The organism is Paraburkholderia sp. D15, from assembly GCF_029910215.1.
Lineage (GTDB): Bacteria > Pseudomonadota > Gammaproteobacteria > Burkholderiales > Burkholderiaceae > Paraburkholderia.
The window spans coordinates 1452823-1468697 of sequence record NZ_CP110396.1; the positions used below are offsets into that span (position 1 = coordinate 1452823).

At 64.0% G+C, this 15875-nt stretch carries 14 protein-coding genes; 5 read left to right on the forward strand and 9 right to left on the reverse strand.

Annotated features, from left to right (window positions below; all coding sequences use genetic code 11):
- Positions 1–107: 107 nt before the first annotated feature.
- On the reverse strand, positions 108–1454 hold the full coding sequence (locus LFL96_RS26425) for a hemolysin family protein (RefSeq protein WP_281003650.1): 1347 nt from the start codon (positions 1452–1454) through the stop codon (positions 108–110).
- 125 nt (positions 1455–1579) lie between these two features.
- Positions 1580–2386: a histidine kinase dimerization/phospho-acceptor domain-containing protein gene (locus LFL96_RS26430; RefSeq protein ID WP_281003651.1), complete on the reverse strand. Its 807-nt coding sequence runs from the start codon at positions 2384–2386 to the stop codon at positions 1580–1582.
- Between the two features lie 187 nt (positions 2387–2573).
- On the opposite strand from LFL96_RS26430, the gene LFL96_RS26435 reads away from it, so the two are divergent.
- The 5 genes from LFL96_RS26435 (at position 2574) to LFL96_RS26455 (ending at position 7750) form a co-directional block, all read left to right on the forward strand.
- Positions 2574–2915, forward strand: a complete 342-nt coding sequence (locus tag LFL96_RS26435) for an FKBP-type peptidyl-prolyl cis-trans isomerase (protein ID WP_006047612.1) — start codon at positions 2574–2576, stop codon at positions 2913–2915.
- Positions 2916–2931: 16 nt separating this feature from the next.
- Positions 2932–3726 (forward strand): AraC family transcriptional regulator, encoded by a 795-nt coding sequence (locus LFL96_RS26440; RefSeq protein ID WP_281003652.1) that lies wholly within the window; start codon positions 2932–2934, stop codon positions 3724–3726.
- Positions 3727–4425: 699 nt separating this feature from the next.
- Complete coding sequence (locus LFL96_RS26445; RefSeq protein ID WP_281003653.1) at positions 4426–5688, forward strand: hypothetical protein; 1263 nt, start codon at positions 4426–4428, stop codon at positions 5686–5688.
- A 26-nt stretch (positions 5689–5714) separates the two neighbouring features.
- Positions 5715–6263 (forward strand): hypothetical protein, encoded by a 549-nt coding sequence (locus LFL96_RS26450; RefSeq protein WP_281003654.1) that lies wholly within the window; start codon positions 5715–5717, stop codon positions 6261–6263.
- Positions 6264–6274: 11 nt separating this feature from the next.
- Complete coding sequence (locus tag LFL96_RS26455; protein WP_281003655.1) at positions 6275–7750, forward strand: MFS transporter; 1476 nt, start codon at positions 6275–6277, stop codon at positions 7748–7750.
- Between the two features lie 67 nt (positions 7751–7817).
- Here LFL96_RS26455 and LFL96_RS26460 read toward each other — a convergent pair whose 3' ends face one another.
- The 7 genes from LFL96_RS26460 to trpA form a co-directional block, all read right to left on the reverse strand.
- Positions 7818–9008 carry an O-succinylhomoserine sulfhydrylase gene (locus tag LFL96_RS26460; protein ID WP_281003656.1) on the reverse strand — a complete coding sequence of 397 codons (1191 nt, stop codon included), beginning with the start codon at positions 9006–9008 and terminating at the stop codon, positions 7818–7820.
- Positions 9009–9345: 337 nt separating this feature from the next.
- Positions 9346–10896, reverse strand: a complete 1551-nt coding sequence (gene purF, locus LFL96_RS26465; protein ID WP_281003657.1) for an amidophosphoribosyltransferase — start codon at positions 10894–10896, stop codon at positions 9346–9348.
- A 153-nt stretch (positions 10897–11049) separates the two neighbouring features.
- Positions 11050–11544, reverse strand: coding sequence for a CvpA family protein (locus tag LFL96_RS26470; protein WP_281003658.1), 495 nt, complete (start codon positions 11542–11544; stop codon positions 11050–11052).
- Between the two features lie 7 nt (positions 11545–11551).
- Positions 11552–12523, reverse strand: a complete 972-nt coding sequence (locus tag LFL96_RS26475) for an SPOR domain-containing protein (RefSeq protein ID WP_281003659.1) — start codon at positions 12521–12523, stop codon at positions 11552–11554.
- 29 nt (positions 12524–12552) lie between these two features.
- Complete coding sequence (gene folC, locus LFL96_RS26480; protein WP_281003660.1) at positions 12553–13863, reverse strand: bifunctional tetrahydrofolate synthase/dihydrofolate synthase; 1311 nt, start codon at positions 13861–13863, stop codon at positions 12553–12555.
- A 226-nt stretch (positions 13864–14089) separates the two neighbouring features.
- Complete coding sequence (gene accD, locus LFL96_RS26485; protein ID WP_281003661.1) at positions 14090–14962, reverse strand: acetyl-CoA carboxylase, carboxyltransferase subunit beta; 873 nt, start codon at positions 14960–14962, stop codon at positions 14090–14092.
- Positions 14963–15042: 80 nt separating this feature from the next.
- Positions 15043–15855 (reverse strand): tryptophan synthase subunit alpha, encoded by an 813-nt coding sequence (gene trpA / locus LFL96_RS26490; RefSeq protein WP_281003662.1) that lies wholly within the window; start codon positions 15853–15855, stop codon positions 15043–15045.
- Positions 15856–15875: the final 20 nt, after the last annotated feature.

The following is a 15875-nucleotide window of genomic DNA, read 5'->3' on the forward strand; positions in this document are numbered from 1 at the left end:
CCCCCTCGGTGAGGAAGACGATTCTACGCGAGGCCTGCGTCAAAACGCAGCCACGCGCACACCGAGAAAACGGCGAAATGCGGGTGGCCGCGTCGACGCGCGGACGGCTAACCGCCTTCGTCGTCGAACACCTTCGGGTACACGCGCACCAGCACGATGCGCGGTCCTTTCATCTTCTTGACGACCACGTCGAAGCGATCGAACTCCACGCGCTGCCCTTCAGAAGGCAGATCGTTGAGCGCCTGAATCACGAGGCCACCGACCGATTCCGCCTGGCCTTCGTCGATGTCGATACCCAGCGCCCGCTCCAGCGACACCACCGGCAAACTGCCCTTGCCCATCAAGGTGCCGTCGTCCATGCGCGTCCAGTCGGCGTCGCCTTGGCGGAACTCGTCGTGGATCTGCCCGACCAGCGCGCCCAGCAGATTGTCGAGCGTGAGAAAGCCGATCGGCTTCGCATGCTTGTGGCCGACCAGCGCGAAATGCGGCGCGCCCTTGCGGAAGCGGCGGAACAGTTCGAGCGCCGGCATGTCCGGCTTCACGTACTGCACCGGCCGCGCGTATTTCGACAGGTCGTCGAGCGTGCTGCCCGCATGACGCGCGAGCAGCAGATCCTTCAGATGGATCATGCCGGCCACGCGTTCGCCGGCGGCGTCCTCGAACAGCGGATAGCGGCTGAAGCGATGCCGCGCGACCACCTGCATGTTGTCGCGCAACGGCACATCGCGACGCAGGCCAATCAATTCGTGCGACGGACGCATCAGGTCCGACACCGTCATGCGCGAGAAATCCAGCGAATGCGCGATCGTGTTCCACTCGTCCTGGCTGTACGCGCCGCCGTCCGCCGCGCCCAGTTCGGTCGCGACGTTCGCGCGGCGGCCGCGCAGGATCAGCTTGAGTTCGTCGGTGGAGTAATGCGAGTCGTGGCCGTGATCGGCGTCGAGACCCGCCAGCTTCAGCACCGCATTCGCGCTTGTGTTGAGCACCCAGATCGCCGGATACATCGCCCAATAGAAACCGTACAGCGGCGTGGCGGCCCACAGCGACACCTTTTCCGCCTCGCGAATCGCCAGCGACTTCGGCGCCAGTTCGCCCACCACGATATGCAGGAATGAAATGCAGGAGAACGCGAAGAACAGCGAAATGCCGTGGATCAGTTTTTCCGACTCCACGCCGATCAGGCTGAACAGCGGCGTGAGTAGTTGCGCGAACGCCGGCTCGCCGATCCAGCCGAGGCCGAGCGACGCCAGCGTGATGCCGAGCTGACAGGCGGACAGATACGCGTCGAGGCGGCCATGCACCTTGGCCAGCAAACGGCCGCGCATGCCGTGTCGAGCGGCGAGGCTTTGCACGCGCGTGGCGCGCAGTTTGACCAGCCCGAATTCGGCGGCCACGAAGAAGCCGTTGAGGGCAACGAGAAACAACGCGCCGACGAGGGCGACAAGCTGGATCAAAGCGAGGGGCTCCGGCAACAAAAGTTGTCAGTATAGAGGGTGAAAGGCAGTTGAAAAGATCGTCGCATCCGACCCTGCGCGGACGCGACGCATTCAGCGGATGATCGCGAGGCCGGCGCGGGCCGTTACTTCGGTGCGCTCGCGCTCAACGGAATACGCAGCGTCAGCTTCGCCGCTTCGTCCGCGGTGGCGTCGATCTGCTCGAAGCTGCCGCCATGCGCCTCGGCAACGCGCTTGCACAGCGCGAACACCCACGCGATGCGCTTGGCCTCGCGCGGCTCGGTCGCCTGCTTGCGGGCAAAGGCTTCGAGCACGTGCGGCAATGCGGGATCGGTCAGCGAGGCGGCATCGGCATTGTAAGTGACGGCGGCGTGCCACGCGGTGGCATCCGCGCGCGCCGACAGCGCGACAGCGGCGCCCTCCGGGCCGGCTTCCACCGCGAACGCGAGCATCAGCCACAGGGCGGCGGCGAGCCGTGCGCGGTCGCCGTTGAGTTGCTCGGTGGCGAGTTGCGAGTCGACCGTGACATCGACGTTACGCGAGCGGGCGAGTCCCGCGCGCACTTCCTCGACGGCTTCGTCGAGCAACGGATGCAGTGGAAACGGCGCATACGCGAGCGCCAGCGATTTGGTTTCGGCACGCGTCGCGTCGACGATCGTTTCGAGCAGCTTGACCTGTTGATCCACGCCGTTGCGGATGCCGGTGACGGCGCGCTGCGCGTTGGGGTCGTTCGCGTCGAGCTTGCGTTCGAGCACGTAAGCCCAGCTGTGAATCGCGTTCAACGGACCGCGCAGATCGTGCGACACCAGCGACAGCACGTGGTCACGCATGAACAAGGCAGTTTCGGCGCGCAGCAGCGCGGTGCGTTCGGAGACGGCGAAGCCGGAAGCAGCCGGCTCTGCGCCGGTGGTTCCGGTTGAAGACGTTGTCACGATCGAGCCTCTCAGGCAGTGCATGTTAATTGAAAGAAGCCCCATTATAGGCATCGCGTCCGGCACGAACAGTCTGGCCGAACGGCCTGTCTTCACGCAATCCGCGTGCCACGCGGCAAACCTCGGCGATGTGCGATCAACACGCCTACAATGTCGCTTTCACATTTTTTGACCTGAGGAGCGTTACATGTCGACTGTCACCACCGAATCCGGCCTGAAGTACGAAGATATCGTCGAAGGCACCGGCGCCGAAGCGGTTGCGGGCAAGACCGTCAGCGTGCATTACACCGGCTGGCTGACCGACGGCCAGAAGTTCGACTCCAGCAAGGACCGCAACGATCCGTTCGCCTTCGTGCTGGGCGGCGGCATGGTCATTAAGGGCTGGGACGAAGGCGTGCAAGGCATGAAGGTCGGCGGCACGCGCAAGCTGACCATTCCGCCGCAACTCGGCTACGGCGTGCGCGGCGCGGGCGGCGTGATTCCGCCGAATGCGACGCTCGTGTTCGAAGTCGAACTGCTCGACGTCTGATCGAGGCACTGCTGTCTTGAACCACGCCGCCGTCACCGCTCCCTGCGTTTCGCTGCGCCGCTACGGTGCAGTGGAAGCATCGGACGTGCATGACTTCCATCAGGTCGTGCTCGGCCTGGACGGCGCGATGGTGATGGCGGTGGACGGCGTCGCGCAGCAGATCGACGCCGGGTCCGCGTGGCTGATCCCGGCCGGCGCGCGGCACGACTATGCGGGCATCGGCGAGAACCGGCAGTTGGTGCTGGACTTGCCGGCCGCATCGCTGGCGGTGCCAGAGCGGCTGTTCGACCGTGCACGAGCCGTGCATGTCGATGCGTCGTTGACTCAGCTGGTGTACCGCATCGCGGCGCGCGCCACCGGCGGCGCCGTGGCGGGCGACGATCTCGACGCCCGTCGTTTTCACTGGGACGCCGCGGCTCGTCTGGGCGCCGCGTTGATCGCCGACGACGGCGCCGTCTCCGGCACGCAGGCGCCGGGCGCGGGACTCGACTTCGCGCGCATCGACCGGTGGCTACGCGCGCATCTGTCGGAACCGTTGCGAATGGCCGACCTCGCCGCGCACTGCGGCTTCGGCGTGCGGCGCTTCCATCAGCTTTTTATCGAAGCGTTCGGCGAAACGCCGCATCGCTATCTGCAGCGTCTGCGGCTCGATACGTCGCTCGCGCTGCTCGCCGACCCGCGTCGGTCGTTGACCGGCATCGCACTGGATATCGGCTTCGGCGATCAGAGCGCTTTCACGCACGCGTTCACGCGGCGTTTCGGTTTGGCGCCTGGACAGTGGCGCGCCACCCGCGATCGGCACCACGCCTGAAAGCCTGACCACCTGAACGCCTGACCTGTTTGTCGTTGATCTCCCGCGGTTAAAACGGACTTACGACGCTGCGTCCCTCGCATGCGTCATCGCGTCGCACGCATCGAACAAAACCGCATCGTCGTGTCGCGGCTCGCGTCGTCCAGATTCATCTCTCTCATTCGGCTGGAAGCCCTTTCGCATCGGCGCTTTTTACGCGCGGCGCGTCGTCGCGCGCGATGGCCGACCGGTGCGCATGCAACGATTCGATGACAAATCGTGCTCGCAGAATCATCAGAAGAGAGTGAACCTTACTCTTTGCTTTCAGACATAGCTAAGGGATGCGTACTATTTCCAGATTCTCCGGACGCACTCCATTCTCAACTTTCTTTCGAGGTAAGCAATGCAAACTCTCGTTCATAAAATTGCTCAAGACTCCGTATGGAACAAATGGGTCTCCGCCAACTCGTCCCAGACGGACGGCTGCGTGTCAGGCACCAAGGAAGGATGCGTTTCGTCGGCGAAGGCTGGTTGCGTTTCGATTGCCGGCACCGCGCCACTGCGCAAGACCGGTTGCGTGAGCTAACCGGATTCCGTCGAATCCGGGCGGCCGCCAGCACCAGGACGCACCGCGCAGACAGGCGCTAGCGGCCGCTTATCGAACCGGTCCTGATCGAGGACCGGTCTTCACCGACATCGCAGTCTGGTCATGGAGCACGCATGAATACTCAGCCGACCGCCGGCATGATCGAGCAGGTCAAGGACATTCCGATCTATCGACAGTCGATCGCGCAAGGTTATTTTCCGATTCTGGAAAAGCCCGGGATCGCGCAGGACTTTCCCGCCAACTGGATGACGCCGCGTCTGGCACACGCGCTTGCAACCGGCGAAGCCGAGTTTGTTCTTTCGACCGGTACGCATCACGCCAGAATGCAGATCATCCGGCCGCCGTATTTCCTGCTGAATTCGTATTACAGGCTGTGGAGCGATCATCCCGACATCGCGTTCACGTGGGACCAGCAGTGTCAGCGCGTGTCGCTCACCACGGTACTCGCCACCGAGCATGTGATACGGGTCAACAGCCGGAAACATGACGGCACTCGCGGCCAGAAGCCGGACTCGCAGGCCATGCGTCGACTCGATGCGCGCACCTCGTATCTCAATCAGAAGCTCGATCCCGTGCACTGGGACCGTGCGGATATCGAGCGCATGCTCGATGAAATCGACGCGGCACGGCGTTCTCATCCGCATGGTTTTTATCATCTGGATTGTTCGAGTTATCACCTCGCGCACTTCGTGCTGAAGGTCGCCGCCTATGGGCTAAAGGAGCGCTTCCCTCAACCCGCGAGCATCATCCACGCTTACGAGTACACGCCGGCCAACGTCAGGCAATTCCTGCAAGCACACTTTAGTTGTCCGCTCATCGATCTCTTCGGCAGCACGGAACTCGGCTACCTCTACTACAGCGACCGGCACGGCCGCTATCTGCCATATCTCGACGACATGCAACTGGAACTCGTGCCATTCGAGACGAGCCGTTCGATCTTCAGCCTGATCGTGTCGAGTGTGCGCAATCCGTATATGCCGCTGATCCGCTACCGTTCCGGCGATTGCGTTCAGACAGCCGGCAACGCGTTGGACCCCACAAAAATCGTCCGATTCTGCGGCCGCGAGAAAGAGATTCTCCGCACTCGAAACGGCATGCTGTCGCACGCCGATTTCGACGATCTGATTCGCGCCGCTTCGCCGAACGTTTTCGTCTACCAGTTGCGCACGCAAGCATCGGCGTGCGCGCATCTGCATTACACGACGTTCGATGGCGCGCCGCTAGACCAACAGGAAACGGCGAATCTCGAAGCACGCCTTCGCCAGGCAACCGGCCTCGATTGCCGCGCGACGCATCGCGCTTGCATCGACATCGGCAAGTCAGGCAAATACGCGTGGCTTGCGGCAACGACGGACGTCACGCTTCGCACAACCTGACCACCCTCCCGCCACGAGGACATCCCATGCTTTCGACGCACTCCGCTTCAGCGGTCGACGCCAACGCATTGCTCGGCCGCGAACTGCATTCCGAAGTCATTCGCCATTTCACGCGACACCCCAGCGCATCGCCGGACGACGCAGAACGTCAATTGCTCGAATGTCTGCGTTACCTCTATCTGATCTCCAGACACCGCGAACGGCTCAGCGGTCTCTTTTTGCCGGTCGAACAGCAGATCGACGAAGTCTGGCATTACCTCATTCTGCAGACACGTGAATACCGCACGCTCTGCGAAGAGCGTCTGCCTGGTGGCTTCTTTATCGAGCATCGCAGTTGTCCGTATTCGGACTATCGGCAAACGCCGAGTCGTGAAGAACTGATCGAGCAGGCGCTGCGATGGTTGCCGCTGTATCGCGAATCCTTCGGTCCATTCGACGAAGCCGCGTTGCGGCATTGGACCATGCCGCGTTTCCTGCGCGACGAGTTGGGCTTCTCGCTTGCCGATATCGCGGGCGTTGGAGAGGTTGCGGAGGTTGCGGCATTCACGCAACCTGAAATCAGCCGGTCCGTTTGAACGCAGCCGCGATGTCAGACACTCGCGAATCCCTGCCGCTCGCGTGCGGACGTCAACCTGACGCGGCGCGGGCCAACGGCCTGGCGCTCGCCGTCCTGCTGGCCTGTCAGGCGATGCTCGTCATCGACGGCACAGTCGTCTACGCAGCGCTGCCGGCTCTGCGCGCCGACCTTGGCCTTGCGCGCGCGGATCTGTCGTGGGTGCAGAACGCGTACATGCTGACCTTCGGCGGCTTCATTCTGCTGGGCGCTCGCGTCGGCGACCTCCTCGGACATCGCCGTATATTCGTTGCCGCTAGCGCGGCGTTCGTGTTGGCGTCGATTACCGGCGGCATCGCGCAATCCGTGCAGGGGTTGCTGATCGCGCGCGCCGCGCAAGGCGTCGCGGGCGCATTCGCCGCGCCGTCGGCGCTCGCGCTGCTGATGCTGCTGTTTCCGGCGGGCGCCGCGCGCGTGCGTGCGATCGGCCTCTACACCGCGGTGTCGGGCGGCGGCAGCGCCGTCGGCCTGGTGCTCGGCGGCGCGCTGACCGATCTGGCCTCGTGGCGCTCGGTGCTGTTCATCAACGTCCCGATCGGCGTGGTGTTGCTCGCATTCGCGCCGCGCTGTCTACCTGGCGCGCCACGTAATCACGGACGGTTCGACGTGATGGGCGCGTCGACCGTGACGCTCGGCATGAGCCTTCTGGTGTACGCGTTGATACGCTGCGTGCACGACGGTGCGGGCGATCCGGGCGTCGTCGTGTCGTTCGTCGCGGCGGGATTGTCGCTTGCCGCTTTCGTTTTTATCGAAGGACGCGTCGCGCAACCCATCACGCCGCTCTCGCTTTTCGCCGACCTGCAACGCTCAGGTGCGCTGGCGAGCCGGATGCTGCTGATCGGCGGCATGCTCGGTACGTTCTTCTTCCTGACGCAGTATGTGCAAGGTGCGCTCGGATTCAGCGCGTTGCGCGCGGGTCTCGCATTCCTGCCGCTATCGGTGACGCAGTGTCTGATGGTGATCTACGGCGTGCCGCGGCTCATGCCTCGGCTTGGCGCCAAGGGACTATTGACCGGGGGATTGTCGATCGCGGCGATCGGCATGATCGCACTCGGCAAGATACCGGCCAATGCCGGCTTTTTCGCCGATCTGGCATGGCCCGTGTTCCTGCTGGGACTCGGCACCGGCGCGGCGCTGGTTCCATTGACGACGGCCGGCATCGCCGGCGTCGGGGCCGGTCAAGCGGGCGCGGCTTCCGGCCTCGTCAACGCGACGCATTATCTGGGCGGCGCGACGGGGACGGCGCTTATCGTTCTTATCGTCGAGTCCGCTCTCAACCGTTCGGCTGGCGTTCGCGAGTTTGGCGGACCCGCATCCGGTTCACACACCAAGGCCGAACTCGCCCAAGCCCTCTCTGTTGCGGCGACCACATCCGCCGCGTTCCTTGGATTGGCGCTCGTCATCGTGCTGGTCACGATGCGCCGTCACGGCGCGCAACCGCCGGCATGAGCGCAGCGATCGGGCAGCGGCAACCTGCCGTGAACGAACAGTTCACGCACCGCCGCCCTCCCAGCGTTTAGCCCGCGAGTCCGCGCGCCAGATCGCCGCGGATATCGCCCGCGTTTTCCAGACCCACCGCCAACCGGATCAAGCCTTCGGTGATGCCCGCCGCCGCGCGCGCTTCCGGCGTCACACGGCCATGCGTGGTTGTCGCCGGATGCGTGATGGTGGTGCGCGTATCGCCGAGGTTGCCGGTGATCGAGCAGATCTTCGTGCTGTCGATCACGCGCCATGCGTTCGCGCGCATCTGTTCCGGCGTCTCGCCCTTCAGTTCGAACGACAGGATCGCGCCGCCCGCCTTCTGCTGACGCTTCGCCAACTCGTGCTGCGGATGCGATTCCAGCCCCGGATAGAACACGCGATTCACGGCCGGATGCTGCTCCAGCCAGCGCGCGATCTCGAGCGCGTTCGCCGACTGCTTCTCGACGCGCAGCGACAGCGTTTCCATGCCCTTGAGCAGCACCCACGCATTGAACGCGGACAACGTCGGCCCGGCGCTACGCACGAACGGAAACACTTTTTCCATGATGAACTGCTTCGAGCCGACCAGCGCGCCGCCAAGTACGCGCCCCTGACCGTCGAGGAACTTGGTGGCCGAATGCATGACGACGTCCGCGCCGAATTTCAGCGGCTGTTGCAGCGCGGGGCTGCAGAAGCAGTTATCGACCACGAACAGCGCGTTCGCGGCTTTGGCGATCTTGCCGATCGCTTCGATGTCGGACACTTCCGTCAGCGGATTCGACGGCGTTTCGAGGAAGAACATCTTCGTCTCGGGACGCACGGCGTTTTTCCACGCATCCAGATCAGACGGATCGACGAACGTGGTCGTAATGCCGAACTTCGTGAAGATCTGCGAGAACATGCCGAGCGTCGAGCCGAACAGCGCCTGCGAACTCACCAGATGGTCGCCGGCCTGCAATGCGGACATCACCACCGACATGATCGCGGCCATGCCCGAGGCGGTCGCCATGCACGCTTCGCCGCCTTCGAGCGCGGCGAGCCGGTCCTGGAACATCGTGACCGTCGGGTTGGTGAAGCGCGAATAGGTGTAATAGTCCTCGGATTTCTTGAAGCGCTCGGCGGCATCCGCGGCGCTCGCGAACACGAAGCTCGAGGTCAGGAAAAGCGCTTCCGAATGTTCGTTGAAGTCGCTGCGCTGGGTGCCCGAGCGGACGGCCAGCGTGTCGAAGTTCAGGGAGTCGTCCATGTTGGTTCTGGTTTCCAATGTTCCATGGCTGCGTCCGGCGCGTACCGCGTGCGTGAAATCCACGCGGATCGCCGGACGGCAGCAACAAAAAAGCCCGCTTTTGCGTCGGCATAAGCGGGCTTCATGTGCGGGGGAAAGCTGGAGCGGAGGCGGAACGATGCGGCTTTTCCACCCTTCGCTTTAGCTGTTTCGGGTTGCCCCGCGTCCGCAAGCTGAGATCAAATCGACGCAAGCCAACATGCTAACACGCTCGCGGCGTGGCGTGCTGCACGCCGCGCCGCGAAGCGCTATCCGCGGTGGCAGAGGCAAACGCATCGGGATGCGTTAGCGCCCGCCTTCAACCCACCGACAACTGCAAGTGCAGCTGCGAGCGAGCCGGGCCGCCACCGTCGATCGCTTCGCTCGCGGCGTCGCGATCCGATTGCGACGACGGCGCCAGACGCGCGGTTTCGATGCGATCGAGATACTCGGTCGTCACGTCGCCGGTCACGTAGTTGCCGTCGAAACACGACGCCTCGAATTCCCTCAGCGCCGGATTGATGTCGCGCACGGCCTGCTTCAGCGCGTCGACGTCCTGATACACGAGGTGATCCGCACCGATCATGCGCGCGACTTCATCGTCCGTGCGGCCATGCGCGACGAGTTCGCCGCGCGTCGGCATGTCGATGCCGTAGACGTTCGGGAACTTCACCGGCGGCGCCGCCGACGCGAAGATCACCTTGTTCGCGCCCGCATCGCGCGCCATCTGCACGATTTCGTGCGAGGTAGTGCCGCGCACGATCGAGTCGTCGACGATCAGCACGTTCTTGCCCTTGAACTCGATGCCCATCGCGTTCAGCTTCTGGCGCACCGACTTCTTGCGCACGGCCTGGCCCGGCATGATGAAGGTGCGGCCGACATAACGGTTCTTGAAGAAGCCTTCGCGATACTCGACGCCCAGCTTCTTCGCGACCTGCATCGCGGCCGGGCGGGACGAATCGGGAATCGGCATGACCACGTCGATCGCGACGTCGGGCAACTCGCGCTTGATCTTCTCGGCGAGATAGTCGCCCATGCGCAGACGCACGTTGTAGACCGGCACGCCGTCGAGCACCGAGTCCGGACGCGCGAGATACACGAGTTCGAAAATGCACGGGTTCAGGCTCGGGTTCGTCGCGCATTGCTGGGAATGCAGATTACCCTCGATATCGATGAAAATCGCCTCGCCCGGCGCGATGTCGCGCACGAACTCGAAGCCGATACCTTCGATCGCCACCGACTCCGACGCCAGAATCCATTCGACGCCTTCCGGCGTTTCCTGCTTGCCGAGGCACAGCGGGCGGATACCGTACGGATCGCGGAAACCCAGCAAGCCGTAACCGGCGATCAGCGACACGATCGCGTACGAGCCCCGCACCCGGCGATGCACGCCCGACACGGCCTTGAACAAGGCGGCCGGATCGAGTTGCAGGCCCGAGCTGGACAGCTGCAATTCGTGCGCGAGCACGTTGAGCATGACCTCGGTGTCCGAATTCGTGTTGATGTGACGGCGATCGATGCGGAACATCTCGTCTTTCAACTGTTGCCAGTTGGTCAGATTGCCGTTGTGCGCGAGGATGATGCCGTACGGCGCGTTCACGTAGAACGGCTGGGCTTCTTCCTCGCTGGATGCGGACCCGGCCGTCGGGTAGCGGACCTGGCCGATACCGGTCGTGCCGGGCAGGCTACGCATGTTGCGCGTGCGAAACACGTCGCGCACCATGCCGTTGGCCTTGTGCATGTGAAAGTTACTGCCGTTCGCGGTTGCGATGCCGGCGGCGTCCTGACCGCGATGCTGCAGGAGCAGCAGGCTGTCATAGATCAGCTGATTGACCGGAGAATGGGAAACTACGCCTACGATGCCGCACATGGCATGTCCTTCAAAGGTACGAAATTCGTCGTGGCGGCCGGTGCCTGAGATGATCCCCCGAGCCGAACGTCAGCGGGGCGCTTGCGACTGCAAGTGGAGGCGACCGGTTTGCGCCGGAGTCCTGCCGCGTTCCTCTGACCGCTCGCCTGATCGTCACACGCGGACGTAGGCGGCAAGCGTCTCGGGAAGCAGCGGTTTCATTACGTGCACGCCCTCGACCGCATAGGGCCGCAGCAAGGCGTTGCGCCAGAATTCCTGCTGGGGCAGTTCGGTCAAGCCAGCAAGGGCGACCAGAATCAGCACCAGGATGACCCCGCGGACGAGGCCGAACATCAAACCGAGCGAGCGGTCCACGCCGCTCAAGCCGGTTGCCTGCACGATGCGGCTCAGGAGGGCATTCAACACGCTCGCCACCAGCACCACACCGACCACCACCAGCGCAAAGGCCAGCAGCCACTGCGTCAACGCACCGCCCGGCCACGTGGACGGGATAAACGGCACGACATACCCAACAAAGCGGCAAGCGATGAAAAACGCCGCGATCCAGCCGATCAGCCCGAATATCTCGGACAGAAAACCGCGCCACGTGCCACGCAGCGCCGACAAACCGATCACCGCCATTACAGCGTAGTCGAAGGCAGTGAACATCGCTGGCTTACTGTGCGGCGCCGCTGTTCGCGCCCGACGTCAAGCCGGCCTCGCGGACTTTCGCAATCGCGGCGCTGGCCGCGGCGCGGTCGGCGAACGGGCCGGCGCGCAATAGCGTGAGCGTGGAGCCGTCGGCCTGCTTACGATGTTCGGTATATGCGGGTACACCCGCCGCTTTCAACTTGGCTGCCCAGTTGCGGGCGTTCGCGTCGTTCGCGAAGGCGCCCAGCTGGACCGCGAAACGGCTGCCCGGCGGCGATGCCGGCGTGCCGGCACTGGTATTGGCGTTGTCGGTCGCGGCGGCGGTGTTGGTGTCGTCGGTCGCGCCCGGTGCGGGCGTGGCGGCCGCGTTGTGCGTGACGGGCGGCGGCGTGACGGCGGGCCTGGCCGGTTTCGCGGACGGTGCTGCCGGCGTGGCCGGTGCCGTATTCGCCGCGATAGCCGGTGTTTGCGGCTTCGCCGCCGGTTTGGCGCTGGTGTTCGCTCCGGCGGTAGCCGTCGAGTTGGCCGACGTACCCGGCTGTGGCGCGGATGTGGACGTGGATTGATTGCGTGTAGCGGATGTCGTCGCGCCCGGCGTCGCCGCGAGGCCCGACGCGGCAAGTCCTGCGTCGGGAGTCGGATTATCGGGTGCTACGCCGGCTTGCGTGTCTTCGTCAGCTTTCGCGAGTTTGGGCGCGGGACGGTTCGGGATGTCGATCGAGATGTCGTCCGTCACCGGCTTGGGATGCGAATCCAGCACCATCGGCAGGATGACCACGGCCGCGACGACCATCGCGATCGCGCCGACGAGCCGGCGCCGCGCACGCTGCTTCTCCGGCAACGTAGGGTCGAGCAGCATGGCGTCGGCGTCGACGGTGCGCTCCGTGCGGCGGGTTCGCCGCTCCACGCGCTCGCCACGGGCGGCGCGGGTGGAACTGGTATTTGCGCCGCGCCGGGTGGGCGCGTCGTCTTTCTTGCCGAACGAGAAAATTCCCATGAATCGCTTGGTTCGAGCGTGGCGCCCGTTCAGTGTTGCTGCGATTTACGGTAGGCCATCACGCCGGCTACCGTATAGAAACTGCCGAAAACCACGATTCTATCATTCTCTGACGCTCGTTTTAGCGCGTCTTGGTATGCATCTGCCGGGCTCGGGTAACGCGTCACGCTGCTGTCGGCGCCATTTTCCACGCCCTGCTCGCGCAACGCCGCTTCAAGCTGTTCCGCCGATGCCGCTCGCGGCGTCGGCAGATCCGTTACGCACCAGTGGTCGATCTCGTCCTTCAGATGGGCCAGCACGCCGGCAATGTCCTTGTCGCGCATCGCGCCGAACACCGCGTAGGTGTACGGGAAAAAGCCCATGTTGCCGAGGTTCTGCGTGAGCACGGCCGCCGCGTGCGGATTGTGGCCGACGTCCAGCACCACAGCCGGTTTGCCCGGCAGCACCTGGAACCGGCCCGGCAACTCGACGTTCGCAAGTCCGAGACGAATATCCTGCGCCGACACCGGCAGCCGGTCGCGCAGTGCCTCGAGCGCCGCGAGCGCCGCGGACGTGTTGATCAACTGATTCGCGCCGCGCAACGCTGGATAAGCCAGCGCCGAACGGCGCATGGTCGGGCCGACATAGCTCCACTGCTGACGCTCGCTGCCCGCCTGGCCTTCGTAGCGGAAATCGCGGCCGAAGAGCCACAGTTCGGCGCCGATCTTCTCCGCATGACCGATCAACGATTGCGGCGCGACCGGGTCGGCGCAGATCGCCGGCTTGCCCGGACGGAAAATGCCGGCTTTTTCGAACGCGATCTTCTCGCGCGTGTCGCCGAGATAATCGGTGTGATCGATATCGATGCTGGTGATCACCGCGCAGTCGGTATCGAGAATGTTGACCGCGTCGAGACGGCCGCCCAGACCGACTTCGAAGATCACCGCGTCGAGCCCGCGCGCGGCGAACAGGCTCATGATGGCCAGCGTCGTGAACTCGAAATATGTCAGCGTGACCGGCTCGGCGAGGCTCAGGCGCGCGGCTTCGACGGCCTCGAAGTGCGGCAGCAGCTCGGCGTCGCTGGCCATCGCGCCGTTGATGCGCGCGCGTTCGTTGAACGTCAGCAGGTGCGGCGAGGTGTGGCAACCCACCGTGAAACCGGCACGCAACAGAATCGATTCGAGGATCGCGCACGTGGAGCCCTTGCCGTTGGTGCCGCCGACCGTGATGATCGGGCACGCGAACGACAATTGCATCGCATCACGAACGCGGGAGATACGCCCCAAACCCATGTCGATGCCGACCGGATGCGCGGATTCAAGGTGCGTGAGCCACGCGTCGAGAGTGGGGAAAGTGGTCATCGAATGAATCGCGAGTGAATCGGTTAAGCGCGGAATGCTGCGCGCGGCGATGCCGGCGGGCGACACCATCTGGCGCGACCGTGATTATCCAGGAAATGACAACGCGCCGCACGATGACTCGCGCGACGCGTTATTTTTTGTGCTTTTTGCGTGCTTTCGCCGACGACCGCCACGCGCGATATGAGCGCGGGCGGTTCGCCCCGGCAAGCCGCGCGCGGCGCGGCTTTTAAGCGACGGCGTCCGCCGGCTGGTGGCTCAACAGCGCCATCAATTGCGCGATTTCCTCACGCAGCTTGCGACGGTCGACGATCATGTCCACCGCGCCCTTCGACAGCAGGAACTCGGCGCGCTGGAAACCTTCCGGCAGCTTTTCGCGCACGGTCTGTTCGATCACGCGCGGGCCGGCAAAACCGATCAGCGCCTTCGGCTCCGCGATCACCACGTCGCCGAGGAACGCGAAACTGGCCGACACGCCGCCCATGGTCGGATCGGTCAGCACGGAAATGAACGGCAGCTTGGCTTCGGCCAGCTTGGTCAGCATTGCCGTGGTCTTCGCCATCTGCATCAGCGACAGCAGGCTTTCCTGCATCCGCGCGCCGCCCGAGGCGGTGAAGCAGATGAACGGCACTTTCTGTTCGAGCGCGTTCTGCGCGCCGCGTGCGAAGCGCTCGCCAACCACCGAACCCATCGAGCCGCCCATGAACGAGAACTCGAAGCAGGCCACGACCACCGGCAACGTGTGGATCGCGCCGCCCATCACGACCATTGCGTCGGTTTCGTCGGTGTCGTCCATCGCCTCTTTCAGGCGCTCCGGATATTTGCGGCTGTCCTTGAACTTCAGCGCGTCGACCGGGACGATTTCCTGACCGATTTCGTAGCGGCCTTCCGGATCGAGCAGGCCGTCGAGCCGCTCACGCGCGCCGATGCGCATGTGATGGTCGCATTTCGGGCAAACGTGCAAATTGGCCTCGACGTCGTTGCGATACAGCACCGCTTCGCACGAGGGGCACTTGATCCACAGGCCTTCCGGAATCCCCTTTCGGCTCTTCGGGTCGGTTTGTTTGATTTTCGGCGGCAGCAGCTTGTCGAGCCAGCTCATATTGAATCCTTCTGGGGTCGGCAGTCGCGCAAACGGCGGGACAAACCCGCCGTTTGCGCTACAGACGACAAAAATAACTGTTATCGGGCAGTCGCGACGCTATCGATCGCCTCGCGCACTTCGGCGACGAAGCGGGTGAGCGTTTCGGCGGCAGTCTCGGGCGACGCTTGTTCGAGCAATTGCACGATACGGCTACCGATCACGACGGCATCGGACACTTCGGCGACCGAACGCGCGGTTTGCGCGTCGCGGATGCCGAAACCGACGCCCACCGGCAGGGGTACGCGCGACTTGATGGCCGGGATTTTACTCGCGATGCTGGAAACGTCCAGATTTGCGGCGCCGGTCACCCCCTTCAACGACACATAATAGACGTAGCCGCTGGCGATTTTGCCGACTTCCGCAATACGCTCGTCCGTCGACGTGGGCGCCAGCAGGAAGATCGGATCGATGCTGGCAGATCGCATCTTTTCCGCGAAGTTAGCGCACTCTTCCGGCGGGTAATCGACAACCAGCACGCCGTCCACGCCGGCATCCTGAGCGGCTTTCGCGAATTCGTCGACACCCATGCGTTCGATCGGATTCGCATAGCCCATCAGCACCACGGGCGTCTTGTCGTTAGTCTCGCGGAAGCGCTTGACGTCCGCGAGCACGTGGCGCAACGAGACGCCATGCGCCAACGCGCGTTCCGACGATTGCTGGATCACCGGACCATCGGCCATCGGGTCGGAAAACGGCACGCCGAGTTCGATCACATCCGCGCCGCCGGCAGCCAGCGCGTGCATGAATTCGACCGTACGGGCCGGGCTCGGATCGCCTGCCGTCATGAAGGGAATGAGGCCTTTCCTACCTTGAGCGGACAGCGCGTCAAACGTGTTCTTGATACGGGACATGGAAATATTCTCGGATTGGG